Annotated in this window: 23 protein-coding genes; 16 read left to right on the top strand and 7 right to left on the bottom strand. The window is 39.3% G+C overall.

All coding sequences use genetic code 11. From position 1 onward, the window contains the following. Positions 1-14: 14 nt before the first annotated feature. A complete protein-coding gene (locus H6G06_RS08845) occupies positions 15-1,652 on the bottom strand; it encodes a serine/threonine-protein kinase (RefSeq protein WP_190559125.1) in 1,638 nt (545 codons plus the stop codon). 633 nt (positions 1,653-2,285) lie between these two features. On the opposite strand from H6G06_RS08845, the gene H6G06_RS08840 reads away from it, so the two are divergent. Next, complete coding sequence (locus H6G06_RS08840; RefSeq protein ID WP_190559123.1) at positions 2,286-3,302, top strand: ribose-phosphate pyrophosphokinase; 1,017 nt, start codon at positions 2,286-2,288, stop codon at positions 3,300-3,302. A 132-nt stretch (positions 3,303-3,434) separates the two neighbouring features. Here H6G06_RS08840 and H6G06_RS08835 read toward each other — a convergent pair whose 3' ends face one another. From H6G06_RS08835 to H6G06_RS27775, 3 genes are all read right to left on the bottom strand, one after another. After that, on the bottom strand, positions 3,435-3,998 hold the full coding sequence (locus H6G06_RS08835; RefSeq protein ID WP_190559121.1) for an HD domain-containing protein: 564 nt from the start codon (positions 3,996-3,998) through the stop codon (positions 3,435-3,437). Positions 3,999-4,113: 115 nt separating this feature from the next. Next, positions 4,114-4,986 carry a Clp protease N-terminal domain-containing protein gene (locus H6G06_RS27780; protein ID WP_277875184.1) on the bottom strand — a complete coding sequence of 291 codons (873 nt, stop codon included), beginning with the start codon at positions 4,984-4,986 and terminating at the stop codon, positions 4,114-4,116. Between the two features lie 70 nt (positions 4,987-5,056). Further along, positions 5,057-5,506, bottom strand: a complete 450-nt coding sequence (locus tag H6G06_RS27775; protein ID WP_277875183.1) for a protein kinase domain-containing protein — start codon at positions 5,504-5,506, stop codon at positions 5,057-5,059. Between the two features lie 117 nt (positions 5,507-5,623). On the opposite strand from H6G06_RS27775, the gene H6G06_RS08820 reads away from it, so the two are divergent. The 6 genes from H6G06_RS08820 to H6G06_RS08795 all read left to right on the top strand — a co-directional run bounded on the left by H6G06_RS08820 (position 5,624) and on the right by H6G06_RS08795 (position 9,923). After that, positions 5,624-5,821: a ribbon-helix-helix protein, CopG family gene (locus tag H6G06_RS08820; RefSeq protein WP_190559120.1), complete on the top strand. Its 198-nt coding sequence runs from the start codon at positions 5,624-5,626 to the stop codon at positions 5,819-5,821. After that, positions 5,818-6,213 carry a type II toxin-antitoxin system death-on-curing family toxin gene (locus H6G06_RS08815; protein WP_190559118.1) on the top strand — a complete coding sequence of 132 codons (396 nt, stop codon included), beginning with the start codon at positions 5,818-5,820 and terminating at the stop codon, positions 6,211-6,213. Before H6G06_RS08820 ends, H6G06_RS08815 begins: the two co-directional genes overlap by 4 nt. A 173-nt stretch (positions 6,214-6,386) precedes the next feature. Then, entirely contained in the window at positions 6,387-8,177 is a 1,791-nt protein-coding gene (gene typA / locus H6G06_RS08810; RefSeq protein ID WP_190559116.1) for a translational GTPase TypA, read from the top strand. Positions 8,178-8,541: 364 nt separating this feature from the next. Beyond that, positions 8,542-9,180, top strand: a complete 639-nt coding sequence (locus H6G06_RS08805; RefSeq protein WP_190559170.1) for a Uma2 family endonuclease — start codon at positions 8,542-8,544, stop codon at positions 9,178-9,180. A gap of 36 nt (positions 9,181-9,216) precedes the next feature. Then, positions 9,217-9,537 (top strand): DUF433 domain-containing protein, encoded by a 321-nt coding sequence (locus tag H6G06_RS08800; RefSeq protein ID WP_190559114.1) that lies wholly within the window; start codon positions 9,217-9,219, stop codon positions 9,535-9,537. Beyond that, positions 9,537-9,923 carry a DUF5615 family PIN-like protein gene (locus tag H6G06_RS08795; protein WP_190559112.1) on the top strand — a complete coding sequence of 129 codons (387 nt, stop codon included), beginning with the start codon at positions 9,537-9,539 and terminating at the stop codon, positions 9,921-9,923. The genes H6G06_RS08800 and H6G06_RS08795 overlap by 1 nt, the downstream gene beginning before the upstream one ends. Before the next feature lie 183 nt (positions 9,924-10,106). Here H6G06_RS08795 and H6G06_RS08790 read toward each other — a convergent pair whose 3' ends face one another. Further along, positions 10,107-10,907 carry an endonuclease/exonuclease/phosphatase family protein gene (locus tag H6G06_RS08790; protein WP_190559110.1) on the bottom strand — a complete coding sequence of 267 codons (801 nt, stop codon included), beginning with the start codon at positions 10,905-10,907 and terminating at the stop codon, positions 10,107-10,109. Positions 10,908-11,223: 316 nt separating this feature from the next. On the opposite strand from H6G06_RS08790, the gene H6G06_RS08785 reads away from it, so the two are divergent. The 8 genes from H6G06_RS08785 to H6G06_RS08750 all read left to right on the top strand — a co-directional run bounded on the left by H6G06_RS08785 (position 11,224) and on the right by H6G06_RS08750 (position 18,845). Next, positions 11,224-12,240 carry a DMT family transporter gene (locus H6G06_RS08785; protein WP_190559108.1) on the top strand — a complete coding sequence of 339 codons (1,017 nt, stop codon included), beginning with the start codon at positions 11,224-11,226 and terminating at the stop codon, positions 12,238-12,240. A gap of 177 nt (positions 12,241-12,417) precedes the next feature. Next, complete coding sequence (locus H6G06_RS08780; RefSeq protein WP_190559106.1) at positions 12,418-13,578, top strand: DUF58 domain-containing protein; 1,161 nt, start codon at positions 12,418-12,420, stop codon at positions 13,576-13,578. Positions 13,579-13,709: 131 nt separating this feature from the next. Then, a complete protein-coding gene (locus H6G06_RS08775; RefSeq protein ID WP_190559168.1) occupies positions 13,710-14,075 on the top strand; it encodes a ferredoxin-thioredoxin reductase catalytic domain-containing protein in 366 nt (121 codons plus the stop codon). Further along, positions 14,072-14,464 carry a DUF309 domain-containing protein gene (locus H6G06_RS08770; RefSeq protein WP_190559104.1) on the top strand — a complete coding sequence of 131 codons (393 nt, stop codon included), beginning with the start codon at positions 14,072-14,074 and terminating at the stop codon, positions 14,462-14,464. The genes H6G06_RS08775 and H6G06_RS08770 overlap by 4 nt, the downstream gene beginning before the upstream one ends. Before the next feature lie 177 nt (positions 14,465-14,641). Further along, positions 14,642-15,136 (top strand): LptA/OstA family protein, encoded by a 495-nt coding sequence (locus H6G06_RS08765; RefSeq protein ID WP_190559102.1) that lies wholly within the window; start codon positions 14,642-14,644, stop codon positions 15,134-15,136. Between the two features lie 26 nt (positions 15,137-15,162). Beyond that, positions 15,163-15,891: an LPS export ABC transporter ATP-binding protein gene (gene lptB, locus H6G06_RS08760; RefSeq protein ID WP_190559100.1), complete on the top strand. Its 729-nt coding sequence runs from the start codon at positions 15,163-15,165 to the stop codon at positions 15,889-15,891. A 359-nt stretch (positions 15,892-16,250) separates the two neighbouring features. Beyond that, a complete protein-coding gene (locus tag H6G06_RS08755; protein WP_190559166.1) occupies positions 16,251-17,366 on the top strand; it encodes an LptF/LptG family permease in 1,116 nt (371 codons plus the stop codon). Positions 17,367-17,780: 414 nt separating this feature from the next. Further along, the gene (locus H6G06_RS08750) at positions 17,781-18,845 is read left to right on the top strand and encodes a hypothetical protein (protein WP_190559098.1); all 1,065 of its coding nucleotides are present in this window, start codon (positions 17,781-17,783) and stop codon (positions 18,843-18,845) included. A 614-nt stretch (positions 18,846-19,459) separates the two neighbouring features. Here the strand turns inward: H6G06_RS08750 and mfd are convergent. Continuing rightward, positions 19,460-22,924: a transcription-repair coupling factor gene (gene mfd / locus H6G06_RS08745; RefSeq protein WP_190559096.1), complete on the bottom strand. Its 3,465-nt coding sequence runs from the start codon at positions 22,922-22,924 to the stop codon at positions 19,460-19,462. Positions 22,925-23,097: 173 nt separating this feature from the next. Here mfd and H6G06_RS08740 point away from each other — a divergent pair, with 173 nt between their 5' ends. Beyond that, positions 23,098-24,408, top strand: a complete 1,311-nt coding sequence (locus tag H6G06_RS08740) for a hemolysin family protein (RefSeq protein WP_190559094.1) — start codon at positions 23,098-23,100, stop codon at positions 24,406-24,408. A gap of 148 nt (positions 24,409-24,556) precedes the next feature. Here H6G06_RS08740 and pabB read toward each other — a convergent pair whose 3' ends face one another. Next, positions 24,557-26,659, bottom strand: coding sequence for an aminodeoxychorismate synthase component I (gene pabB, locus H6G06_RS08735; protein WP_190559092.1), 2,103 nt, complete (start codon positions 26,657-26,659; stop codon positions 24,557-24,559). Positions 26,660-26,661: the final 2 nt, after the last annotated feature.

The following is a 26,661-nucleotide window of genomic DNA, read 5'->3' as shown; positions in this document are numbered from 1 at the left end:
AAAAATTGCCGTTGTCACAAGGCAATAAGCAATAGGCAAGAGGTTTCTGTGGGGGTGGGGGTTTCTGTGGGGGTGGGGGTTTCTGTGGGGGTGGGGGTTTCTGTGGGAGTGGGGGTTTCTGTGGGGGTGGGGGTTTCTGTGGGTGTAGGTTCAACGGGTTTTTCCAAAGCTACACTCAAACTATAATCACTTTCAGCCAGTCCCTCTGACAAACTTAATTGAATAATGTATCTACCACTATTTGATAATAACCCTTGATATGAAGTAACTCGCTCAGAGTCAGAACCAATAGGTTGACCATCAGCAGTTAACACAGTTAACAAAATTCCACTTCCTTGGTCAATCGCTACAGTTAACTTTTGTCCAACATCACCCGTAAAACTGTATTGAATGATTTCATTAGCCTTGAGAGTACCATCGACCTTAGCTGTGTTGGATGTGCCTAATCTCAAACGTTTTTTATATACAACCGCTTCAGTATTATTTGGTGTCGGTGTTGGTGTAGATGTTGCTGTCGGTGTGGATGTACCGCCAGGAATAACTGGAGAAGGAAAACTTTGGGGTGAGGTTGTTTGTTCTGGTGGTTTTTTTGATTGACTGCGGAAGGAATTTACCACTGTCCAAGAACCGAATCCGGCTAAGATCACCACAGCACTACCAATAGCGCCAATAAGTAAAGGGTTATCTAAGATTGAGCTACTTTGCTGCGGTGCAATCACCGGATCAGGTCTGTTGGGTATTGGTGGTAAAGGATCAGGACGATGACCAACAGCAATGGTTTGCAGATATGAGACATTTGACAGCGAAACATTGGGTTGGTCTAAAGATTCTAAGGCTGATAATACTTCCTTAACACTTTGATAGCGATCGCCGGGTACATAACTTAACATCCGATTTAAGACTTCAGCAAATTGGGGATTAACTTCTACCCACTGCTGCCAGTTCCAAGTCAGTTCAGTTTCATTAAATAAATCTGCTGGTTCTTTTCCAGTCAGCAAAACTATCGCCGTTACAGCCAGTGCATACAAATCACTATTAGGATAAGCTTTACCAGACTGCATTTGCTCACTAGGAGAATAGCCTGGTTTACCCACAGTTGTCACCGGCTTTTGTTCCGGGGTAGATAACCGCGTAGCTAGTTCTTTCACCACTCCAAAGTCAATTAATACAGGCTTAGAGTCACTATCCCGTAAAATCAAATTATCCGGCGAAATATCCCGGTGAATAATTCCCCCTTTGTGAATATGCTCTAGAACGGGCAACAAAGAGCGCAGCAGGTGCAATACTTCTATCTCTGTAAAAGTTTGGCCAACAGAGCGCCGTTCATTTAACAGAGCGTGGTAAGTCTTTCCTCCAATGTAATCCTGCACCAAAAACAGGCGTTGGTCTTGAGAAAATTTTTCTCGAAACTTGGGTATTTGTGGATGCTCGATTTGATATAAAGTAGCAGCTTCTCGCTCAAACAACTCTTGCGCCTTTTTGCCACCGTAAACGCCCGTTTCTGTGAGCATTAATTCTTTAATGGCACAAAGTTCGTTAAAGCGCCTCTGATCTTCTGCCAGATAGGTTCTACCAAATCCCCCCTGTCCCAGCACATGAATTATGTGGTAACGATTTTGTAGGACAGTACCAACTTTAATGGGTGGTTGCATGATCAATTGATTAAGTGTAATAGCAACTGAGATAGAAGTTAACTAAAGCATAAACGTGGTCATTGGTCATTGGGGAAGGAATTAGGAATTAGGGAATAGGTGACAGGTAGAAAGTTATTCTCCCCATCTCCCCAATGCCTGTTCCCTGTCTCCTGAACTGATGGGTGTGTGATTAACCACCTGCTAGTTTATCAATTTGGCGTTAGTATCATAAAATAACTGGCTGTACTCTGAAAGCTTAATCATAAGGTGACTCAGTAAGTGCGAAACTCAGCGGCAATTTCCAAGTTGACAAGCGACTACTGCCTAATAATTAAATTAATTGTGACTTTATGTGTGAATAAAGTGATCTCAGTTATAAAAGAAACGGGTAGAATAGGTAATCTACCATACCAAATGCTCAGTTGGGCAGTTCACCCTAACTCCCAAAAATGGAACTCTGAAACTATTTGCCAAAATAGATGTCAGTATAATCCTCATTGGTTTTTTTCCAGAAGGACTAGAAAATTAGCGAATGTAAGTATATGGAGAAATATTGCAAATTTGTATAGAAGTTTCAATAAAACTTACAGATGTTTTGTTTAGTCCATCTATGTCGGTTAAATCTGCTAAATCTCTGATGATAATATCGCCATGAATGCACATCGAGGATCTGCTGTGCTAAGTTCTGCAACTTTTACAGTGCAACCAGCCACAACAGGAATGACTGAAAATCATCGTCTGCGGCTGTTTTCCGGTTCTGCCAATTTACAACTATCCCAAGAAGTCGCTCGTTACCTGGGGATGGACTTGGGGCCCATGATTCGCAAAAGATTTGCGGATGGAGAACTGTATGTTCAAATCCAAGAATCAATTCGGGGTTGTGATGTTTATTTAATCCAGCCTACCTGTCAACCCGTTAACGACCACCTGATGGAATTACTGATCATGATTGATGCTTGTCGTCGCGCTTCCGCACGACAGATCACAGCAGTAATTCCCTATTATGGTTATGCTCGTGCCGATCGCAAAACGGCTGGACGAGAGTCGATCACAGCCAAACTGGTTGCTAACCTGATTACTCAAGCTGGTGCTAGTCGCATTCTAGCAATGGATTTGCACGCCGCGCAAATACAGGGTTATTTCGATATACCCTTTGATCATGTTTACGGTTCGCCAGTTTTGCTCAATTATTTACAGAGTAAACAACTACATGACATTGTAGTTGTTTCCCCTGATGTCGGCGGTGTCGCACGAGCCAGAGCATTTGCGAAAAAACTCAATGATGCACCACTGGCAATTATTGACAAACGTCGTCAGGCTCACAATGTCGCTGAAGTTTTGAATGTCATCGGTGATGTGAAGGGCAAAACGGCGGTTTTAGTAGATGACATGATTGATACAGGCGGTACAATTACCGAAGGCGCTAAATTACTACGTGAAGAAGGTGCAAGTCAGGTATATGCCTGTGCTACTCATGCAGTATTTTCACCACCTGCAATTGAACGCTTATCAAGTGGCTTGTTTGAGGAAGTTATAGTTACTAACACTATTCCTATTCCTGAAAGCGATCACTTTCCCCAATTAGTGACGCTTTCGGTTGCTAATTTATTGGGAGAAGCGATTTGGCGTATTCACGAAGATACCTCACTCAGTAGTCTATTCCGTTAGTCTGCAAAAAACATCATCTCAAAGGATGATTTATGAAATCATGAAGTATGAAGGATGAAATTTTTCATCTTCATCCTTCATTTTTTATTTTAGGTAATTGGTAATTGGAAATTTCTTACTGTCACCTGTCACCTACTTTGCTAAAGTTTCTAATTCTGTCACTACTCGTTCTAGTTCTTCGACTAAGGGTGTAAGTTGATTTTTTTGGAAAGCATCTGCTAGGGAGCGATAATACCAAAGAGTTCCTTCTTTACCACCTTGAAAACGTTCCCAAACTGCTTCACCAATCATGCGGTAATCTTTGAGAATGGATCTGGTATTATGCAGTTTATCAGATGCTGAAACTAGCAACACTGAAGTAGAAGCGGTGGAAATATGGGCAATATAAGCTTCTTTCCGTTGTTTCCAAGGGGGTTTAGGTGTGGTGTCTGCGTCTGTACATCCATCAACAATGGCGGTGACATTATCCCCAAACCGACGACGAATTTCTTCTCTGGTGGCTGCTCCTCCTTGATCTTCTATGGCATCATGTAAAAGAGCAGCGATCGCTTCATCTTCGTTTGCTCCATATTCTAAGGCTATGCTGGTTACTCCTAATAAATGGCTAATATAGGGAATACCTGAAGCTTTGCGTTTTTGGGTTGCGTGGAGTTCGTGGGCGTAAGTTAATGCTTGGGTAAATCTTTCTGTTAGCATTTTTTAAGTGGGTATTTTCGGTTTGGTGTTGAGGTTTGTAAGGATTGAACCACGAAGGGACGAAGGACACGAAGGAATAAGAAGAAGGAAGAGAAAGATAATCTCTCAGTTAAAATCAGGGCGCTATTATTTCTAATATAAAGTCTTCTAAGTTTGATAATTCAACTCCCAAATTATCCAATACTCTTATTGCTACGCCTTCACCCTCTGCAAGTAAAGCTAACAACAGATGCTCAGTATCAATTTGCTTATTCATCATTCGGACAGATTCTTCCCGTGATAGCTCTAAAACTCTGATTGTACGTGGAGTAAATACTGCTTTTCCGCGAGAACCTGAACCTCTACCAACAATCTTTTCAACCTCAAAACGCGCATTTTCCAATGTTACACCATTGTTCTTTAGTGCAGACGCAGCTAATCCAGTATTTTCACTAATCAAACCCAAAAGGATACTCTGTGATCCAATAAAATAATGATCTAATAGACGGGTTTCTTGATATGCCAAATTGATTACTTCTAAAGCTTTGTCTGTGAATTTTGAGAACAGTTCTAATGATGAATTCTTGAATTGTAATTGATTTTCTATCTTAACCAAAGATGAAATTATTTCTTCTGGTATTTTAAGAAGATATAACCACTCCTGCACAGACTGGGGACGATTTTCTGATTGCAGTTCTAGTCCTTTGAGAATTGCTTTATGAACCCTATCACTAATATTTGGATTGAGTTTATTTGGTGGTGCTAGTGGTTCACCCATCATTCTAGATATAGCACTTTCTGGCTCGTTTCCTGTCAATACTTTATATAATGTTGCAGCAAGGGCATAAACATCAGTAAAAGCACCTCGTTTAGCACGCGGATTATATTGCTCAAGAGGTGCATAAAAAGCTGTTTTATATTCTGTATGTGTTTGTGTTGAATTAGGTGTAAAGTCACGGGAAATACCAAAATCAATTAAAACTGCTTCTGATTTATTATTTCTTACCAAAATATTTCTTGGTGTTATACCAATCTAATGTGAAGCTGCATATAATTAGGAGGCTGAAAACCTTGTCAATTCAAGAATCATTCTGTGCAGCTTCATATAAAAATGGTATTACATCTCGATGTAATAACCCATTGTTATGAACTATGGTTAACGCTTCACCAATTTGTTGAATATATAGCAAAGCTTGAGATTCTGATAAAATACCTAAATTCCCTAATTCTTCCCCTTCTATATATTCCATTACCATTCCCCAAATATCACCTTCTTTGATACATTCATAAACTTTGACGATGTGAGGATGATGGCTACATTTAGCTAGTTTTATCGCTTCATTGATGAAATCTTGCAGACATTTATCAAAATCATTACTGTCTACATCTGTATCTTTAAGGGTTTTGATCACAACTGGATTACCCTTTTTGTTTTTAGCAAGATAAGTGATTCCAAAACCACCATGTCCCAACTTATTTTCTATGGTGTATTTACCATCTTGTAATTGCTGTCCTGATACCCAAACCATAACCTGTAGAATTGTAGAGTTATCAGTTTATTTTGGCACAATTTTAGGTGTAAGTGCTAATCACGGGTTGTTATCGGTTTAAAATATTAAAAACACTAGCTTTTATCAACAACTGCTATGGCTGCAATTACTATCAATATTCCAGAAGAACAATTACAACAACTGCAAGTAATGGCACAAGCAAACGGCATCTCTCCAGAAGAATTATTGCGTGCCACTATAGAAGATTGGCTAAATTATCCAAAAAGTGATTTTGAGCAAGCAGCAAAATATGTACTCAAGAAAAATTCTGAATTGTACCGCCGTCTAGCATGATCCGTTACCTAACATTAGTTGAAGTCCTGTATCTACACCGTCAGGTAATACAGCAGTCTGGGGGAGCTTTGGGTATAAGAGATTTAGGTTTATTAGAATCTGCTGTAGCTCAACCAAAAATGACTTTTGGGGGAGATGATTTGTATCCTACAGTCATTGATAAGGCTTCTGCGTTAGGTTTCTCTCTGATCAAGAATCATGCCTTAGTTGATGGTAACAAGCGTACTGCTCATGCAGCAATGGAAACTTTTCTGGTTTTGAACGGGTTAGAAATCGTTGCGGCGGTTGATGAGCAAGAACAAATGGTACTGATGTTAGCAGATAGCCAGTTAGGGCGTGAAGATTTGACTGGCTGGTTGAAGCAAAATGTTGCACCAGTTGCACCAATTTAAAATCAGAAATTTTTTACTCTTGCTATTTCTTGTCAAAATAACAATATTTGTGACAATTGCGCTAGAATTATTAAAGGTTCGTTACAGAATTGGCAAAACATCCCCGAATCTGTTAAAACAGCCAAACATTTAGCTTCTAAATCTAAAAACACTAAAGTTCACCTAAACTCTCTATGACGCTCCCAATTCGTAACGTCGCCATTATCGCTCACGTTGACCACGGCAAAACCACTTTGGTTGATGCTCTTCTGAAACAGTCCGGCATTTTCCGCGAAGGCGAAGACGTTCCGGATTGTGTCATGGACTCCAACGCATTGGAGAGGGAACGAGGAATTACTATTCTTTCTAAAAATACAGCGGTTCGCTACAAAGAAACCCTGATCAATATTGTTGATACCCCTGGACACGCTGACTTCGGCGGAGAAGTAGAACGGGTACTCGGCATGGTAGACGGTTGTCTGCTGATTGTTGATGCCAATGAAGGACCAATGCCCCAAACCCGCTTTGTACTCAAAAAAGCTTTGGAAAAAGGTCTGCGTCCCATTGTTGTTGTCAACAAAATTGACCGTGGCCAAGCTGACCCCCACGTTGCTGTGGATAAGGTTTTGGATCTGTTCTTGGAATTGGGTGCAGATGAAGATCAGTGTGATTTTCCCTATCTGTTCGCTTCCGGCATGGGAGGTTATGCCAAGGAAAGCTTGGAAGCAGAATCGGTAGATATGCAGCCTTTGTTTGAGGCTATTCTGCGTCATGTTCCCGCACCTGTGGGAGATCCTAACAAACCTCTGCAATTACAAGTTACCACCCTAGATTATTCTGAATATCTGGGACGGATTGTAATTGGTAGAATCCACAACGGTACTATTCGCGCTGGACAACAAGCTGCTTTAGTCGTAGAAGATGGCAGCATTGTCAAAGGTAAAATTACCAAGTTGATGGGATTTGAAGGCTTGAAACGAGTGGAAATGGCAGAAGCCACCGCAGGTTATATTGTGGCTGTGGCTGGTTTTGCAGATGCTTACATCGGGGAAACCATTACAGACCCCAACGAACCCCAAGCGTTACCACTCATTAAAGTGGATGAACCAACATTGCAAATGACCTTCTGGGTAAATGATTCACCTTTTGCGGGTCAAGAAGGTAAGTTGGTAACATCTCGCCAAGTGCGCGATCGCTTATTCCGGGAATTAGAAACCAACGTTGCTTTACGCGTTGAAGAAACCGATTCTCCTGATAAATTCTTGGTTTCCGGTCGGGGTGAATTACACCTGGGTATCTTAATTGAAACCATGCGTCGTGAAGGCTTTGAGTTCCAAGTATCTCAGCCACAAGTAATTTACCGGACAATTAACGGTCAACCATGTGAACCTTACGAACTTCTCGTTTTAGACGTTCCCGGTGATGCCGTTGGTAGCTGTATTGAACGTCTGGGACAACGCAAAGGCGAAATGCAAGATATGCAACCTGGTGCTGGCGATCGCACACAATTAGAGTTTGTGATTCCTGCCCGTGGTTTGATTGGTTTCCGGGGTGAGTTTATGCGGATGACTCGTGGTGAAGGCATCATGAACCACAGTTTCCTAGAATACCGTCAACTTTCTGGCAACATTGAAGCCCGCAACAAAGGCGTTTTAATTTCCTTTGAAGAAGGTGTTTCAACTTTCTACGCCATGAAAAACGCAGAAGATAGAGGCGCATTCTTTATCACTCCTGGAACCAAGGTTTATAGAGGCATGATTGTGGGAGAACACAATCGTCCCCAAGACTTGGAATTGAATATCTGTAAAACCAAGCAGCTAACTAACCACCGTGCGGCTGGTGGTGATGAACTCGTACAGTTGCAAGCACCTATAGATATGAGCTTGGAACGTGCGTTGGAATATATCGGACCCGATGAGTTGGTGGAAGTTACACCACAATCTATTCGTCTCCGCAAGATGGCGAAGAAGTTAGCTAAACGCTAATTTATTCAGGGTGGGAAAAACAAACCCACCCTAATTTTTTATCTGCGTTTATCTGCGTTTATCTGCGTTCCATTAAATTAACTTATCTGTGATTTACCCAAATTCCTGAAAAAAAGTTTTTTCTCAATAAACCCCCTCTATTCTCAATATTATTGATTCTATTCTCAATTATTTGACGAAGTTTGGTTTTTTCAGCGATTGATATTGACATTGTTTGGGATTTCTGGTATTGTTAGCTAAAATCCCAAGGCATTGACATAAGATTTTTCTCACGCAGAGACGCAGAGACGCAGAGAGAAAAAAAAGAGATTTATACTAATTTATAGAATATTTAAAGTTTGATATTTTTCCAGGAGTGGAAATGATGTTGTTGGAATTCAAGCGCATTCATGTACCACCAGGACAAAGGGTTTTATTGCAGAATGTCACCTGGACAGAATTAGAAGCAATTCTGGAAGAATTAGGAGAGCATCGTGCAGCGCGAATTGCTTATGACAGGGGAATGTTAGAAATTATGGCTCCTTTACCAGAACATGAGGACGATAAGGAAATTATTAGCGATTTAGTTAAGGCATTGTTAGAAGAATTGGATATTGAGTTTAGATGTCTTGGTTCTACGACATTTAAAAATCAATTTATGAATCAGGGGATAGAACCTGATCAATGTTTTTATATTAAAAATGAAGCTTTAATTAGAGGTAAAAAGCGGTTAGATTTAACAATTGATCCTCCTCCAGATTTAGCTTTAGAAATTGATATTACTTCCCGCACTCATCCACATATTTATCAAGCTTTGCAAGTTCCAGAACTGTGGAGGTTTGAAAATGGGAAATTGCAAATTAATGTTTTAGTAGATGGTAATTATATAGAGTCTCAGTCAAGTTTAAATTTGCCCAGTTTACCTTTAATTGATGTGATTCATCAATATTTGGAGAAGAGTAAAACTGCTGGGAGAAATGCGACTATTAAGAGTTTTAGAAATTGGGTGAGAGAGCAGTTATAATTTATAATTTTAAAAACCTTCTTTTTTAAGTAGGATATGAATCAGCAATTGGTTTATTCTCTTGTACAAGTAATTGAGGCACTTTCCCCAGAAGAAAGAACACTTTTAGAAAGTCGTCTCAAATCTCATGCTATCCAAAAAACTCCGGGAATTTGTGGTGGCCATGCTCGAATTCGTAATACTCGCATTCCTGTATGGGTGTTGGTGTCTTTGAGACAACAGGGAGCGGATGATGTAGAATTGCTGCAAAATTATCCTAGTTTGACATCTGAAGATTTAACAGCAGTTTGGAATTATTATGAACAACATCCTTCAGAAATTGATCTGATCATCACTGCTCAAAATGAGGATGACTGATGGTGAGATTATATGCTGATGAAAACTTTCCTCTGGAAATTGTGAAACAATTACGCCAATATCAATATGATGTGCTTACTTCCTACGAAGCAGGAAAAGCTAATCAAGGTATCCCAGATGATGAAGTTTTGGCATTTGCGACTCAAGAGAAACGAATTGTACTCACACTCAACCGAGATGATTTTATTGCACTTCATCAAAGTGAAATTTCTCACTCTGGTATTATCATCTGTAAAGATGATCGAGATTATATAGGACAAGCTAGAATACTTCAGAGTTGCCTGAGTGAAAATTCTGATTTTACTAATCAGCTAATTAGAATTAAGAAAAACAATCAACCCAAGTCTAGTATGCAGATTTTTATTTACCAAGAATACACAAGATAGAAGCCTTTACAATTACTTACATTAGTCATGTAGCATACTGTCTAAAATTGTGCCAAAATAGACCTAAAATTATTCCTATTTATCAACTATGGTTTGGCAAGTTGGAGACAGGTTACAGGATGGGCATAATCATACCTCTTAATTTCTCTCTGCGCCTCTGCGCCTCTGCGTGAAATAAAAAATCTAACTATCAACAATCTCCAAATCTGCAACAATCCCAAAATGATCCGAAGGATAAAGATAACGATTATTCGCTGCTGGTCGATTGAGAATTACTCGACAGTCTCGCACTTGTAAATGCTGATTAATAAAAATATAATCTAAAGTTCCCTTCCAGGGTTTCCAACTCATATTAAAAATTAACGTTCTCCAAAATTGTTTTAATCTGTTTCTCCAACTAATTTTATCTTGACCTAAAAGTGTGGGACAAGTATATTCTGGCTCATTTCCATGATATACTTCATAAGCTGATTGATATTTTTCTTTAACTAATGCAATTCCTGATGTTTCAGGAGTACCATTAAAATCTCCCACCGATATTATCGGCATTTCATCAGAAAATTGCGATAACCAATCTAACATCATTTGTATTTGTTTATTACGTTTTTTGTGAGAACCGGGATGCCAATAATAATGACCGTTACAAATTACTATTGATTTATTATCATCTAACTTAACTTGTGCATATTGAGCAATTCTACCCTGATGTTCTAAATTAAGTGCGGCTGTTTTTTCAATCGGATAACGACTGAGAATAGCTAACCCAAAAGGTAAATCACTATTACATACTTCCTTGGGTACAGCTTTATAAATATAGGGAATATTTAATTGTTCTCCAATCCAAGCAGCAGTATCTTCTGCTAAACTTACCTCTTGTAAAGCAATGATATCAGGATTTTCCGCTCTTAGTCCCTCTACTAATAATTGTCTGCGTTGTGTCCAATAATTCAGTTTAAAGAGAATATTAATTGTGATAACTTTCATGAGTTTATTAACAAAATAATCCTTTGTCCAAAGTTGCGCTTTAGCGCCAATCCTAGTCTAGATAGAATTTATGCAAACCATAGATTTAAATCACTATTACAATTTACCATTAATTTTTAACTAATACACAGATTACCTACACATCTACCTTCTTTATTTTCTATTCCCTGCCTCCAAGAATAAATTTATAAATCACATCAGATTGCTATAGTATTTATTATGTAGAGCAAAATTCTCTTGATTTAACAAAAAGAATGGTGATAACAATATTAGCCACTCTGTTCCTAATTCTGGAAGGGATAGCTGGAAAATCCGTATGATATTGTTTTTAAGTAATATATTTAGCCACTGGGTGGCGGCTAGTGTCAGACTCCGTACTTCCACCCGTGAACTTACACAAAACAATTTGCACCTTCAGGGAATTATTCTGTTCGTTGTTATCAACATCATTTGGGGTACAACTTTCCCACTGATTGAAAAAACAGTAATTAGTCTTTCTCCTAGTGTTTTAATTGCCACAAGATTTGCGGTGGCAGCATTATTTTTTAGCGTTAATTTGCGGCGGCTAAACGCCATTTTGTTACGCGATGGTTTAATCTTGGGAATCATATTTTTCGCCTATTTAGCTACTGAAACAATTGCTCTTGAGAGTATCCATGCAAACCAGGCATCATTTATTGTTAGTCTGAGTGCAATTTTAGTACCTCTACTGGGTTGGCTTTTTTGTCGTTACTTACCGTTGAAAACATTCCTATCAGCCGGACTTGCTGTTATTGGTATTGGCGTGATGTGTTGGGGAGAGGGAGTATTAGGAATTGGCAATTTATTAATGTTAGGTGATGCCTTTCTTTATGCAGTTTATACCCTAATTATAGAAAAAGTAGCATCCCGCCACCCATCTTTATCTCTCACCAGCGTCCAATTGTTTGTAATTGCGGTTATGGGCTTAATCTGGAGCAATACAGAATTAGTTGCAGAGTGGAAGATCATTAATGAAAATTGGGGCGTGATTCTTTATTTAGGGCTAGTTGCAACTGCTCTTGTTATCTGGCTGCAAACAATAGCTCAACGCTGGATAGGATCTGAAGAAGCAGCTTTACTCTACACGCTAGAGCCAATATTTGCAGCAATATTCTCATATTGGTTACTTGGTGAACAACTGGGGCTAAATGGTTTTATTGGTGCAGCTTTTGTTTTATCTGCAATAGTTCTCAGCCAACACAAATCTTCAGATGTAGAGCCAAATACAGAAGTTGATGTCAGCAACGCAACATTACCTGTTTTGCTGGTCTCTGAAGAAAACCATAGAGAATTAACTAGGTTGGGATCTTAGATGATCTAAATTAACGCAAGTTGTTAGTTTTTATGGTGGGTTAGTCATAACCCACTATTAATTTTAAAATTTCTGAACTCACTAAAATCCTATACATTTCAATTATTTTTAAGTTAAAAAAGAAACTGTTGACAAAGCTCATAAAACTTGCTTTCTTCCCTCCAGCCTCCTTGCACTATGAAAATCACCAAAAAAGTCACCAATTGGCTAGAAACTCACGCTTCATCACCTACCTATGGCGGTTGGGTATTAACAGGCGTTGCTCTTTGTTATTTAGGCGCTGCTATCAACACAATGGCGGGCTGGTTATATGTAATTAGTGGGGTTTGTCTGGCTCTTCTGGGTGTATCAGTTTTTTTAGCACCGCGATCGCTCAAAAATCTAGTCGTCAAACGCTCTCCCATTCCACCAGTCAGCGTCGGAGACGAACTCAGCATAGAAATAGAAATCTATAATCCCACCCCAAAACCTGTAACTTTATTGCAAGTTGCCGATATCCTACCTTTCATTTTAGGCAAACCAATCAAAAATCCCATTGATACCATCGAAGCAAAAAATAGTTACCGCTGGCAATACTACCACCCCACCCAACGCCGGGGATTATACAGATGGGATAAAGTAGAATTAGCTACAGGTGCGCCTTGGGGTTTATTTTGGTGTCGTCGTCAAAGAGAAAGTAAAGCGATCGCCATAGTCTATCCCACCGTTCTACCCCTCACCACCTGCCCATTAGTGGATGAGATTGGCCAAGATGACAGTCAAAGAAATGATCCCCGTGGTAAACCCTTACAATTAGCCACAACAGGATTAGTGCGATCGCTCCGTCCTTATCGCATCGGTGATCCTACTCGTCTCATCCATTGGCGTACAAGCGCCCGTTACGGAGAATTACGAGTACGCGAATTAGAAATTATCACAGGTGGTCAAGAAATCATCATTGCCCTTGATAGTGCTGCCCAATGGCAAGAAGAACAATTTGAGCAAGCAGTCACAGCTGCTGCATCCTTGTATTTCTATGCCCAAAAACAACAATTACAAGTACAACTTTGGACAGCAGCCACAGGTTTAGTCAAAGGTGATATTACCGTTCTGGAAACATTAGCAGCAACCAACCCTCTGGAAGAAGCTAATTTACTACCAGAGAACTACCCCTTAATTTGGCTCACCCAAAACCCCCTCACCTTATCTGAGTTACCTCTGGGAAGTCGTTGGGTTTTATGGGAGAATATAGCTTCTCCCATAAAACAAGTCGTAATAAATCGAGATTACACCGGCATCATCCTGCAAAGTGAACAAGAACTGCAACTCCAGTTGCAAAAACCATTAAGTTCATTTTAAAAGGACATTGAGGAGTCAGGATTCAAAAGAAAGATAATATTTCTTCTCCCCTGCTCCCCTGCTCCCCTGCTCCCCTGCCTCCCGCCTGTTGTACAATGCAAAGAAATATTTAAATTATGAACGCCGATCCCATGATCAATTCAGAAGTTAACACAAAATCCAGTGATAAGAGCCTAGAGGCAATGCGGCATTTTTCCGAACAATATGCCAAACGGACTGGAACGTACTTCTGTACTGAACCTTCCGTTACAGCAGTTGTGATTGAAGGTTTAGCTAAACATAAAGACGACCTCGGTGCGCCTTTATGTCCCTGCCGTCACTATGAAGATAAAGAAGCGGAAGTCAACGCCGCCTATTGGAACTGTCCGTGCGTACCCATGCGAGAACGCAAAGAGTGCCACTGTATGCTATTTCTCACCAGTGACAACGATTTTGCCTGCGAAAGACAAGAAATCTCTATCGAAACCATCAAAGAAGTGCGGGATAGCATGGGATGAGTGAAAATCTACCCCAAGAATTTTGGCAAGGCGTAGAACAGTTCAACTCTGGGCAGTTCTACGCTTGTCATGACACCTTAGAAGCTCTGTGGATTGAAGCAACTGAACCCGAAAAAAGTTTGTATCAGGGTATCCTGCAAATTGCTGTAGCTTTATATCACCTGGGTAATCGCAACCTACGAGGAGCAATGATTTTATTGGGAGAAGGCAGAAATCGTCTGCGTCGTTACCCAGACAATGATTGCGGTATCAATGTAGAAGAACTGTTACTTCAGAGTGCAGAATTGTTAACAGCACTCCAACAAACAGATCCAGAAAAAATGGCCAGTGGTGATTGGCAGGAAACCGCAGCCTTGCCTTTACCCAGAATTTCTATTATTAAAGAATAGAAGTAAAGAAACCTTCAGGTGCAGGAAACCGTCAAGCCTTCAAATTAGGATATAAAGCAACTACCAAGGTGGTTAGGACTTCAACAGATGATAAAACTGAGACACAAACAGGCTTTCAACTCTGTCACCTGTCACCTGTAACCTGCTATAACCTGAAATCTTCTATCACCAATTGTTATGATACCTCCCTATCAATTGCTAAAGTCACAGATGAGCCGTCTAGGATTAGCTTTAATGCTGCCTGTAGCCCTCTTGGGTACAGTTTCCCTTCCTAACCAACTTCCTACCGCTACAGCCCAATCATCTGGGGGAAATCGCCCGCTGACTATTCGCTCTGATGTGCAAGAATATGATGCTAAAAGTCAAGTAATCACCGCTCGCGGTAACGTGCAGATGTTGTATCCTGCGCGTCAGTTACAAGCAACCGCAGCCCAAGCACAATACTTTAGCAAAGAACGACGGATTGATTTCAGCGGCAACGTCTATATTTTGCAACAAGGTAATAATAGTATTAGGGCGGAGAAAGTGACCTATTTGATTGACGAAGGTCGATTTATCGCCTTACCCCAGTCCAATCGTCAGGTAGAATCGGTTTACATGGTGGATGACACTAACAATGGACAAACGGCTAAACCTGCACCCAAAACACCAGCCCTCAAGCGTTCTAATTAGCATCCAATACCACAAAAACGCGAATAGTGAAAATTGTTTTAGAAAATATTCACAAATCTTATGGTAAGCGAGTAATTGTCAATCGCGTTAACCTTTCTGTTGCCCAAGGTGAAATTGTCGGTTTACTCGGACCCAATGGTGCTGGTAAAACCACCACATTTTATATTGCCACAGGCTTAGAAAAACCCAATCAGGGTAGGGTATGGTTGGATAATTTAGATATTACAGGAATGCCAATGCACAAAAGAGCTAGATTGGGTATTGGCTACCTGGCACAGGAAGCCAGTGTGTTTCGTCAACTCTCCGTTACAGATAATGTTCTTTTAGTGCTGGAACAAACTAATGTACCACGTAGGGAGTGGTCAAGACGACTGCATCAGTTACTAGGGGAATTTCGCTTAGAGAAAGTTGCCAATAGTAAAGGTATTCAGCTTTCTGGAGGTGAACGACGACGGACAGAGTTAGCAAGGGCTTTGGCAGCAGGAAGAGAAGGACCCAAATTTTTATTTTTGGATGAACCCTTTGCAGGAGTTGATCCGATAGCAGTATCGGAAATTCAGGAAATTGTAGGACAATTGCGCGATCGCGGTATGGGAATTTTAATCACAGATCACAATGTCCGCGAAACCCTTGCTATTACTGATCGTGCCTACATCATGCGCGAAGGACAAATTCTCGCTTTTGGTAATGCTGATGAACTTTATAATAACCCATTAGTACGGCAATATTATTTAGGTGATAATTTCTCCGCCTAAACTCAGGGAACAGGGAACAGAAAAAAATTTTCAAATGATTTAGGGCTGCTATATTATTTTTAATAACATCTTCTTTAATATTTTTTCAGCTATAAAAAATTGTATATCTGCTCTAAAATTTACGTCATTATCAACTTCAATTAGGATCATACAATTAGTTTCAAACCTCTATTGCATCAGAGTTGAGGATATTTAACTTTAAAAGTTAGACCAGGTTGAAAAAAGAGATCAAATCTGAATTTCTTAATTGTGTATCCCTGACAGAAAAATTAAGCATATTTTGAATTTTGAATTTTTTTATGACATCTAAGCAGATTAAATCTTTCTACTCTCTCGGTTCGCTGCTGCCTTTTTCCATCATGGATCGCTATTTGGCTATGCAGTTACTCCCGCTTTTTTTATTTGGAGTTGGGGCATTTACTTCTGTAGTCTTAGCAATTGATAGTTTATTTGAGTTATTGCGAAAAGTCGTAGAATCAGGATTACCAATTAACATTGCGCTCAAGGTTTTCTTATTAAAATTACCCTATGTGATGGTTTATTCCTTTCCCATGTCCACCTTACTAGCTACTTTGATGACTTATAGCAAGTTATCCAGTGAGAGTGAACTAATCGCTTTACGGGGATGCGGAGTAAGTGTTTATCGTCTGGTACTAACTGCTGTATTATTAAGCAGTTTAGTTACAGGTATGACATATCTTTTTAATGAACAAATTGCACCAGCAGCAAATTATGAAGCCACTCGTACCCTAGAACTAGCACTAAAATCGGATAAACCATCATTTAAACAACAAAATATTTACTATCCTGAATATCGGGAAGAGAAAGCAGCAGATGGTAGCACAAATAAATTACTCTCTCGCTTGTTTTACGCTGATCAATTTGATGGCAGACAAATGAAAGGTTTAACCATTATTGACCGTTCTAGAGAAGGACTAAATCAAATTTTAGTCTCAGAATCTGCCCAGTGGAATGCTTCTGAAAAAGTTTGGGATTTTTATAATGGTACAATATATTTAGTTGCTCCAGACCGTTCCTATCGGAACATTTTGCGGTTTGAACATCAACAATTGCAACTTCCACGCACACCTTTAAATTTAGCAGAAAATAGCCGAGATTATGGAGAGATGAATATTTCTCAAGCCTTACAACAATTGGAAGTAGAACGTTTGGCTGGAAATCCCCAAAAAATTAGAAAATTAGAGGTGCGGATTCAACAAAAAATTGCCTTTCCCTTTGTGTGTATTATTTTTGGTTTAGTTGGTTCTGCGATGGGAACCATACCTCAACGTACTGGAAAAGGCACAAGTTTTGGTATTAGTGTGATAGTGATTTTCAGTTATTATTTATTATTATCAGTTTCCGGGGCTTTAGCACAAGCTGATATTCTCTCTCCCTTGATAGGTGCTTGGTTGCCTAACTTGTTTGGTTTGGTAGTAGGTGTATTTCTGTTGATGCGAGTTGCCCAAAGGTGAATAAACCAATACGGTTCCCTATTGCCTGCCCTCATGAGTCAGTATGGCTACGCTACGCAAGCTATGACAACTCAAATAGGACTGGTAAGTAGGTGGCAAGAGAAAAACCGTAGACGCGGAGCGGCTTCTCGAAGATTAGTATGTAACGAAAAGTAAAATTGCCCAAAACTTCTTCCCTGTTAAGAGTTCCCTATCTCCACGAAAGGACTTTTTCCGCAACCCCTACTTAACACGTAGGGGTTTTTATGAATTTATTCCAGTGAAACTTTGAATAACAATAAATTTTTCAATAATTTTGTTGTATTACTGATCACTCACCATGTTTTAGAGTCTATGATGATATGACCATGAGCTAGATTCAACTAGGATCAGGGTTTCCCAAGTTTTAACAATTTAATTATATTTAACTAAATTATGCCAGAACGCAACTATCCCCCTGCTTATTTACGCTATCTCAAAGCTAGGTTATCCAATTTCTTGCGGCCTAGTTTTTGGGGAACAGGAATTTTTTTAGTGATTGTAGGGTTCGTGATTTGGGAATCTTGGTTCAATCCTGGGTTTTTTACTCAAAATGAAAATAAAGAAACTGCTAAAAAAGTAGTCACTACCAAAACTACTGAGGAAACTGCTAAGGAAACGGCAATTTCTAATGAAGATCAAGCGATCGCTGCTGATATTGATAATATGCCGAGTTTGTTGAGTGATTTTGCAGAAGCAACTGTGTCTGCAAATGTAACTACATTGCGAAGCGATACTCAGGCAAATAATAGCGAACCATTTTTGGAGGATATAATTAATAAACAAAATGCTGATGCTAATCAAGCTAAATCAAATCCTGGTTCGGGGATAGTTAATCAAGTTTCTCCGGTAAGTGCAAAAAATCCCTTTGTAGAGCAAGCAGAAACCTTATTGCATTCTGATAGAGGTAATAGCGGAAGTCAGTTTCTAGGTATTAATAATTTGGCTACATCGGCAGAAACGACAGAGCCAAAAACTGCCTCTAACTTGGGGATAGGATTAAATAATCAGCCTATAAATAATCAAACTTCTGTTGTTAATCCTTTAGAATTAGCTATCAAACAATCAAGTAATATAACTCCAATTCGTCCTTTGATTAACAATGGAGGAGTAAGTCCAATTTATACTCCTAACAGTCTACCTTATCAGGGTTTACCCGCTACTTCTGGTGTAGGTTATGTTCAACCGACTGTAACAAATATGCAGCCAAATTATTACAATAATTTTAATGGAGTTCAGACCGCACCAAATGTAGGAATACCGACTAATAGGGTTTATGGTGTTGTACCTAATAATCCTTATGCTGTTCAGCCTCCAATTCAAGGTGTAGTTAACAACACTACTCCCGTAGGATATGGATATTATGGTAATTATACTGGGCAACAGCCTGGTCAATTACCGCCATCTAACTTATCTTATCCTGGACAGGTGCAACCTGTGAATAATGGGTTTCGGAGGTAAGCTGTAGGATAGCACCATATTTTTCTAGGCAAATATTTGAAAAAGTGGTCAAATGGGGAAATTATGCGATTAAAGCCAGGAAAGACGCAATCTTTTCAACGACTTGTGCGGTAGCTAGATAGGGCTTGCTGAATAAATTGGAAAACTTTACAGGTAAAAGGTTTGAGGCATTTTGACTTTCAAAAAGTGCAAGATTTTATGGCGTGGGAATTTGAAAACCTTGCATTTCAGTTTGATTCCCAGTAAAAATTGCTCCCATCCAACTCTTGAAACTTTTCCCTGTTCCCTGTTCCCTGTTAAGAGTTCCCTGTCTCCACGACAAGACTTTTTCAGCAACCCCTAGATAGATATTTTTGAGCGAGAATTTTCTTTGAGAATATAATTTAGAATTTGATTAAAAAATTGGTGGGCATTGCCCACCCTATTTTGTGTTATCTGCATCTACTATTACAACATCTCTAAAAGCGATTGCGTGAGATAAATTAATCCATAAATCGGCGTTGCTGAATTAGGGTATGAAACTGAAAAATCAATGATTTCAAACTCTTACTCTCTGTGACTGGAGCGCCTCTGCGTGAAACAAAATCATACTCTTAATCAGCAACGCCCATAAATCAAACTAAAACCGCTTCAGGAATAGCACCTTGCATTTTTCCAAAAGTATCAATTAAAGTTTGCAATTGTTGTTCAGCTTTAAACACACCCAAACCCCTTGCTGTCACCTTTCCAGGTGAATAAACAAACCGATTTCGCATAGTCTCAGTTAAATTCTCTGCTAATAAATTCCAAGCTGGTTCTTCCATTGGAGTTTCTAAAACAATATGCTGTTTATTCTCTGGTTTAATGCGACTAAATCCTACACTTTTTGCTAATTGTTTTAATTCCATCACCCGCAAAAGTTGATTTGCTGGAACGGGGATAGTACCATATCTATCAGTCCATTCTGCGGCGATCGCTTTTAACTCTTCTTTAGATTTTGCAGTTGCTACCGCACGATAAGCACTCATCTTTTGATCAATATCAGTAATGTAAGTTGAAGGAATAAACGCGGTGAGATTCAGGTCAATTTGGGTATCATCAACCTTGGGTATTTCTTGACCTCTAATTTCTCGAATTGCTTCCTCTAACATTTCCATGTACAAATCAAATCCAATTGCATCCATTTGACCAGATTGTTCTGCACCTAGCAAGTTACCCACACCGCGAATTTCCATATCTCGCATTGCTAATTGATAACCAGAACCGAGTTGAGTAAATTCTTGAATTGCTCTTAATCTTTGTCTAGCTGCATCAGATAATTCCCGCTGTTTGGGGTAAAATAACCATGCGTGAGCTTGTATTCCTGCACGTCCAACACGACCACGTAATTGATATAATTGAGCCAAACCAAAACGGTGAGCATCTTCAATTAAGATGGTATTAACTCGCGGAATATCTAAACCAGATTCAATAATGGTCGTACAAACAAGGATATCAGCGTCATTATTTCCGAAAGTCAGCATGGTTGATTCTAACTCACTTTCGTCCATTTGACCGTGTGCGATCGCAAATCTTCCCCCTGGAATCATCTCCCGCAGATTTGCAGTTGTTTCTTCAATTCCTTCAACTCGCGGAACTACATAAAAAACCTGTCCACCTCTATCTAATTCTTGACGAATTGCACTTCTGACAATTTCCGGGTTTAAAGGTGCAAGATGGGTTTGAATTGGTCTTCTGGTTGGGGGTGGTGTGGTAATTAAACTCATTTCCCTAATTCCAGATAAAGACATATATAAAGTTCTCGGAATGGGAGTTGCAGACAGAGTTAACACATCAACTTGAGTTTTCAGACTTTTGATTTTTTCCTTTTGATTCACACCAAATCTTTGTTCTTCGTCAATTACCAAAAGTCCTAAGTCTTTAAATTGTACACCTTTACCTAATAACTGATGTGTTCCCACAACTATATCTAATTCCCCAGTTGCCAGACGTTTTTGAATATTGCGTTTTTCTTCCGCACTACGAAAACGGTTGAGTAAACCCACATTCACAGGATAAGGTGCAAAACGTTCTTTAATCGTGTGATAATGTTGTTGAGTTAAAATCGTGGTTGGTGCTAAAAGTGCGACTTGTTTACCTGCGGTGACAGCTTTAAAAATAGCCCGAATCGCAACTTCAGTTTTACCAAAACCCACATCACCACAAACTAACCGATCCATCGGTCTTTCACTTTCCATATCCCGTTTCACATCTTGCACCGCTTTTAGCTGATCTGTGGTAGGTTGATAAGGGAAAGAATCTTCCATTTCTTCCTGCCAAGGCATATCTGCGGGATAGGAAAAACCCTGTTGTTGCGATCGCGCTGCATACAACTTTAACAAATCTACCGCTAATTTCTTAATTGCTTTGCGGACTTTATTCTTGGTATTATCCCAAGCTTTACCCGTCATTTTATGCAGTGCTGGGGCTTGATCTCCACTGGTTCTAAACCGAGACAAAGAACCAACTTGATCAGCAGCAACTCTTAACAAACCATCAGCATACTGTACAACTAAATAATCACGAGTTTCATGATTAATGGTCAAACTTTCCAACTTGACAAATTTACCAATACCGTGACTACGATGAACAACAAAATCTCCAGGTCGTAATTTATTGGGATCAACTTGTTTAGAAGTAGCTTTGCGACGTTTGCGGACATAGCCAAAATTAGCTAAAGAATGTTGTCCGTAAAATTCGCGGTCGGTGACAATCACCAAACGATAAGAAGGTAAAATGAAACCTTCTAATTCTGCTAAACCGGAATATTTGAGTGCGATAGGTATATGATTAATTTGTAGTTTATCAATTGCTTGGTAATCACGAGGATTAGGGATAAACTGGGCAGGACAATCATGTTCTTGGAGTAGAGAAACAGAACGTGAAGGTTGGGCAGAAATTAGCCAAACGGCAAACTTGCGATCGCGTTCTTGTCTAATTGTTTCCGCTAACTTGGCAAATTGATGAGGTGTAACAGGTAAAGGTCTACTAGCTAAATTAAGACCACTATTTTCTTCTGCTAATTCTGATAAATATAACTTCTTAAAATTCCCAACTGCAACTAAACACTCATCAAAAGATCGGTGAATTTTGGGAACCTGCGGAGATTCTTCCCCAGTTCCAAATTTCCATTGACTATCAGCATTTTCTACCCAGCGATCGCTATGGGCGTGACACTGTTCTACCTCATCAATAGCAACCAGGGTATTTTCTGGTAAATAATCCAAAAGTGAAGCCGGTTTTGTAAAAGCTAACCCTAAAAAACGCCGACTACCTTCAATCAGTTCTGAGTCATGATCTAACTCAACATTCAGTGCCGGAAACTGTTCACTATCTTTGAGTGCTGCGGTGACAATTGGTGCAAAGCTAGTAGGGGTAAGAGAAATCTGATTAACTTTATCTAAAGCAGAACGTTGTGTAGAGGGGTCAAATTCCCGAATTTGTTCGATGTCATCCCCAAACCATTCCAACCGCACTGGTAACTCAGAAGAAACGGGAAACACATCCACAATATCCCCCCGTCTACTCCATTGTCCTTCAGTTTCCACCAAAGGAACCCGTTCATAGCCCAGAGTTGTGATTTTTTCGCTGAACTCATCTAAATCGTATTCCATCCCCTTTTTTAAAGAGAGACAAAAAGATTTAAATACCTCTGGGGGAGGTAAATGTGGTTGTAGCGCCCCTACAGTAGCGATAACTGCTGTATTTTTCTGAGGTGACTGACCATTGATCAAATCGGCCAAAACCTGCATTTGACCCCAATTTAATTCGGTTTCGGGGTCAAAAGGTTCGTAGGGGGAAGCTTCCGAGGTGGGGTAAAAATGCACAGTTTTCCATCCCATCGCTTCCATTTGGGCATAAACCCGTCCGGCTTCTTCCAGAGTGGCACAGATCACGCACAAATCCCTACCCTCATTGTTGGCCAAAGCCGAAGCTATCAAACCCTTGGGTAAGCGGGAAATGCCATTTAACCGCAATTCTTGGTGTTTGTTGAGTTTGGTGTTGAGTTCTGCGGTGAGTGGCGATCGCGCCAAGGCACGTACAATAGAAGAAAAAGCCATAATTGTTACTAGAGTGAGAAGTCTTAAAAAGTGTGAAAATTTAGATTGTAGTTATATGTAAACTATTTTAGGTGCATTGGGCATTGGGCATGGGGCATTGGGAAAACATCCTATCCTCTATCCTGCCTCCTGCGTCCTGCGTCCTGCCTCCTGCGTCCTGCCTCCTGAATAAAATGTCCTCCATTACAGTTGAAATTTTCATCATTTTGGTGCTAATTCTGGCCAACGGTGTATTTTCCATGTCCGAGATGGCCATAGTTTCGGCACGAAAAGTCAGGTTACAGCAGTTAGCCAACCAAGGCAGCCTCAACGCCCAGGCTGCTTTAGAACTAGCAGAGTCTCCCAATCATTTCTTGTCTATTGTCCAGGTAGGGATTACACTCATCAATATTCTTAATGGTGTCTTTGGTGGTGCGACCCTTGCCCAAAGACTAGAAAAGTATGTTCAGCTAGTTCCGTTTTTGGCCAATTATAGCCAACCCATTGCTTTTAGTATCGTAGTTTTAGCGATCACCTATTTATCATTGATTGTTGGTGAACTTGTACCCAAGCGGTTAGCATTAAACAACCCAGAACGAATTGCTTCATCTGTGGCTGTTCCCATGCGGGCTTTAGCTGCTTTAGCTTCCCCAGTGGTACATCTTTTAAGTCTTTCGACAGAAACAGTCTTGCGACTTTTGGGAATTACACCTTCCGATGAACCCCAAGTTACAGAAGAAGAAATTAAAATTTTAATAGAACAAGGAACGGAAGCGGGAACTTTTGAAGAAGCAGAACAGGATATGGTAGAAAGGGTTTTTCGTTTAGGCGATCGCCCTGTTAGTTCCTTAATGACACCCCGCCCTGATATTGTTTGGTTAGACTTAGACGACTCTCCAGAAGAAAACCGCCAGAAAATGTCTGCAAGTGGTTATTCTCGTTATCCCGTATGTCAAGAGGGACTTGATAATGTTTTGGGTGTCATCCCTGTCACCGCTTTATTAGCCAGAAGTTTGCGTCATGAACCTTTTGATTTAACAATAGGATTACGTCAACCGATATTTGTACCAGAAAGTACCAGGGGTTTAAAAGTTTTAGAGTTATTCAAACAAACTATCACTCATATTGCGTTAGTAGTCGATGAATACGGAGTAATTCAAGGATTAGTAACTCTGAATGATATTATGAGTGAAATTGTTGGTGATGTTCCCGCAGAACCAGGACAGGAAGAACCCCAAGCCGTACAACGGGAAGATGGTTCTTGGTTAGTGGATGGAATGTTACCAGTAGAAGAGTTTTTGGAACTTTTTGCTATAGAAGAATTAGAAACCGAAGAAAGAGGTAACTATCAAACTTTGGGTGGTTTAGTCATTACCCATTTAGGACGTATTCCCTCAGCAGCAGATCATTTTGAATGGCAAGGTATGAGAATTGAAGTCATGGATATGGATGGTAATCGTGTTGATAAGGTGTTAGTTGTTCCCAGGTTAATTAATCATGGGTAATTAGGAATATTATTCTCGTTCTTATCTCTCGTTCCCATACTCTGTATGGGAATGAATTATAAAAGTTTCTGACTTCAATAATATTTGAGGCAGAGCCTCTATTATAGCATTTCCAGTCTGAGACTGGTAACGAGGTATTTTTGATTTTTTAATTTTTAATTTTTAATTTCTCAACCTTAAATTCCCCATTCACAGTAATAACTAAAGCTTGAATTAAAGCTTCTGCTTTTAACAACATTTCTGATAGTTCAGCTTCAGGGTTTGATAAAGCAACAATTCCCCCTCCTACCCCGATAGAAGTTTGTTTAGGAGTGAGTATAGCTGTGCGAATCACAATGTTTAAATCAGCTGCACCATTAAAAGCTAAAAAACCAATTGATCCTGAATATATACCTCTCGCTTTTGGTTCTAGTCGATCTATAATTTGCATAGTTCTGATTTTTGGCGCACCTGTCATTGAACCACCAGGAAAAGCCATTTTAATGCAGTCGGTAGCATCCATATCTGGACGTAATAAACCCCTAATTGTGGTTACTAATTGATGGACTGTACTATAGGTTTCTACATCCATTAATTTGGAAACATGAACGCTACCAATTTGACAAACTCTTCCTAAGTCATTACGTAATAAATCCACTATCATTAAATTTTCAGAACGGTCTTTTTCACTGTTGCGTAAACTTTCTTTTAAAATTACATCTTCTGCTGGTGTTTTTCCTCTTGCTAATGTTCCTTTAATGGGTTTTGTTTCTACCCAACCTTGAGTATCTATCCGCAAAAATCTTTCGGGGGAAGAACAAGCGATCGCAAAATCAGCAAATCTCAAAAAAGCTGAATAGGGTGCAGGATTAATTTTGCGTAATGTACAGTAAAATGCTAAAGCTTGAGGAGTTGTATCAGTATATAATTTATTGGTTAAACAAACTTGATAAGTTTCACCTTCATATATTTCTTTTAAAGATGTTTGAATATCATCCAAATAATCTTGATGTGACTGTTGTAAATGGAAAATTACAGGGTTTTGATTTGGGCAAGGGATAACTGGTAAAATGGGTGATAATGTTTGCAATTTTGACTCTACAGAGAAAAACCATTCTTCTGCTGTTGAGGTTTCTTCTGGAGTGGTCAAACATAATAAATAAGTGAGTTTTTCCTGATGATCAAAAGCTATAATTCTGTCAGCTAAGATAAAAACCGCATCTGGTAAATTGGAAGTATGTACTAACTCAGCACCACATTCAGCTTTTAATTCATAACCAAAATAACCCACAAAACCACAGTTAAAATCAAAGGGTAAATCATCATTTACACAATATCTATCTTTAATTTTTCGTTGTAAATAATCAAAGATACTTTCTTGATGATGAGTAATTTTACCTGATTGAGTAATTGTAATTTCTTGATTTTCTGTCCGATATTCAACTAATAAACTATGAACACCGCTATTATCTCCCATAAATGAAAAGCGAGATAACCCAGGTTCATATCTACTACTGTCTAACCAAAAGGTATTAACTTTGTCACCAAAAAGTTGGCTAAATACCTGTTCTGCATCAGGATATATATCTAGTTTTTTACTACAAACTTGATATTTTTGATGTTGATAATTTTGGCGTTTTTTCGGTAAAAATTTTATTCGATGATCTACATTTTCCCTAACTTGATAATTATAAAATCTGGCAGTTATATTTCTGAAATTTTCTAAAATCTGTCTACCATATTCAGTAGAAATTGATTCAGGATGAAACTGTACACCCCAAAAAGGTAAATGTCGATGACGTAAACCCATGACTACACCTTCTGGAGTCCAAGCAATTTTTTCTAAACAGTCGGGTATATCATCAGCGACAATTAAAGAATTATAACAAACAGCTAAAAAGGATTTGGGTAAACCTTGAAATAATTGACAATTATGATGATAAACTTCACTTAATCTACCATGTTTAATTTCTGGTGCATGGATAATTTTTCCCCCATAGAAATAACCTAATCCTTGATGTCCAAGACATACACCCAAAACAGGAACATTGATATTTTCTAAGACTTGACGACAAATACCAAAATCTTCTGGTTTTTCTGGTCTACCTGGGCCTGGAGAAATTACCACATTATCAAAATCAATCTTGGTCAATTCTTCCCATTCAACTTCATTATTACGGATAACAATGGGAATTTCTCCATTTACTTCCGCAATGATTTGATATAAATTAAAGGTGTAAGAATCATAATTATCTATAATTAGAGTTTTCACGA

The sequence above is a fragment of the Anabaena sphaerica FACHB-251 genome, assembly GCF_014696825.1.
Lineage (GTDB): Bacteria > Cyanobacteriota > Cyanobacteriia > Cyanobacteriales > Nostocaceae > RDYJ01.
This window is presented reverse-complemented; position numbering and strand designations above follow the sequence as displayed.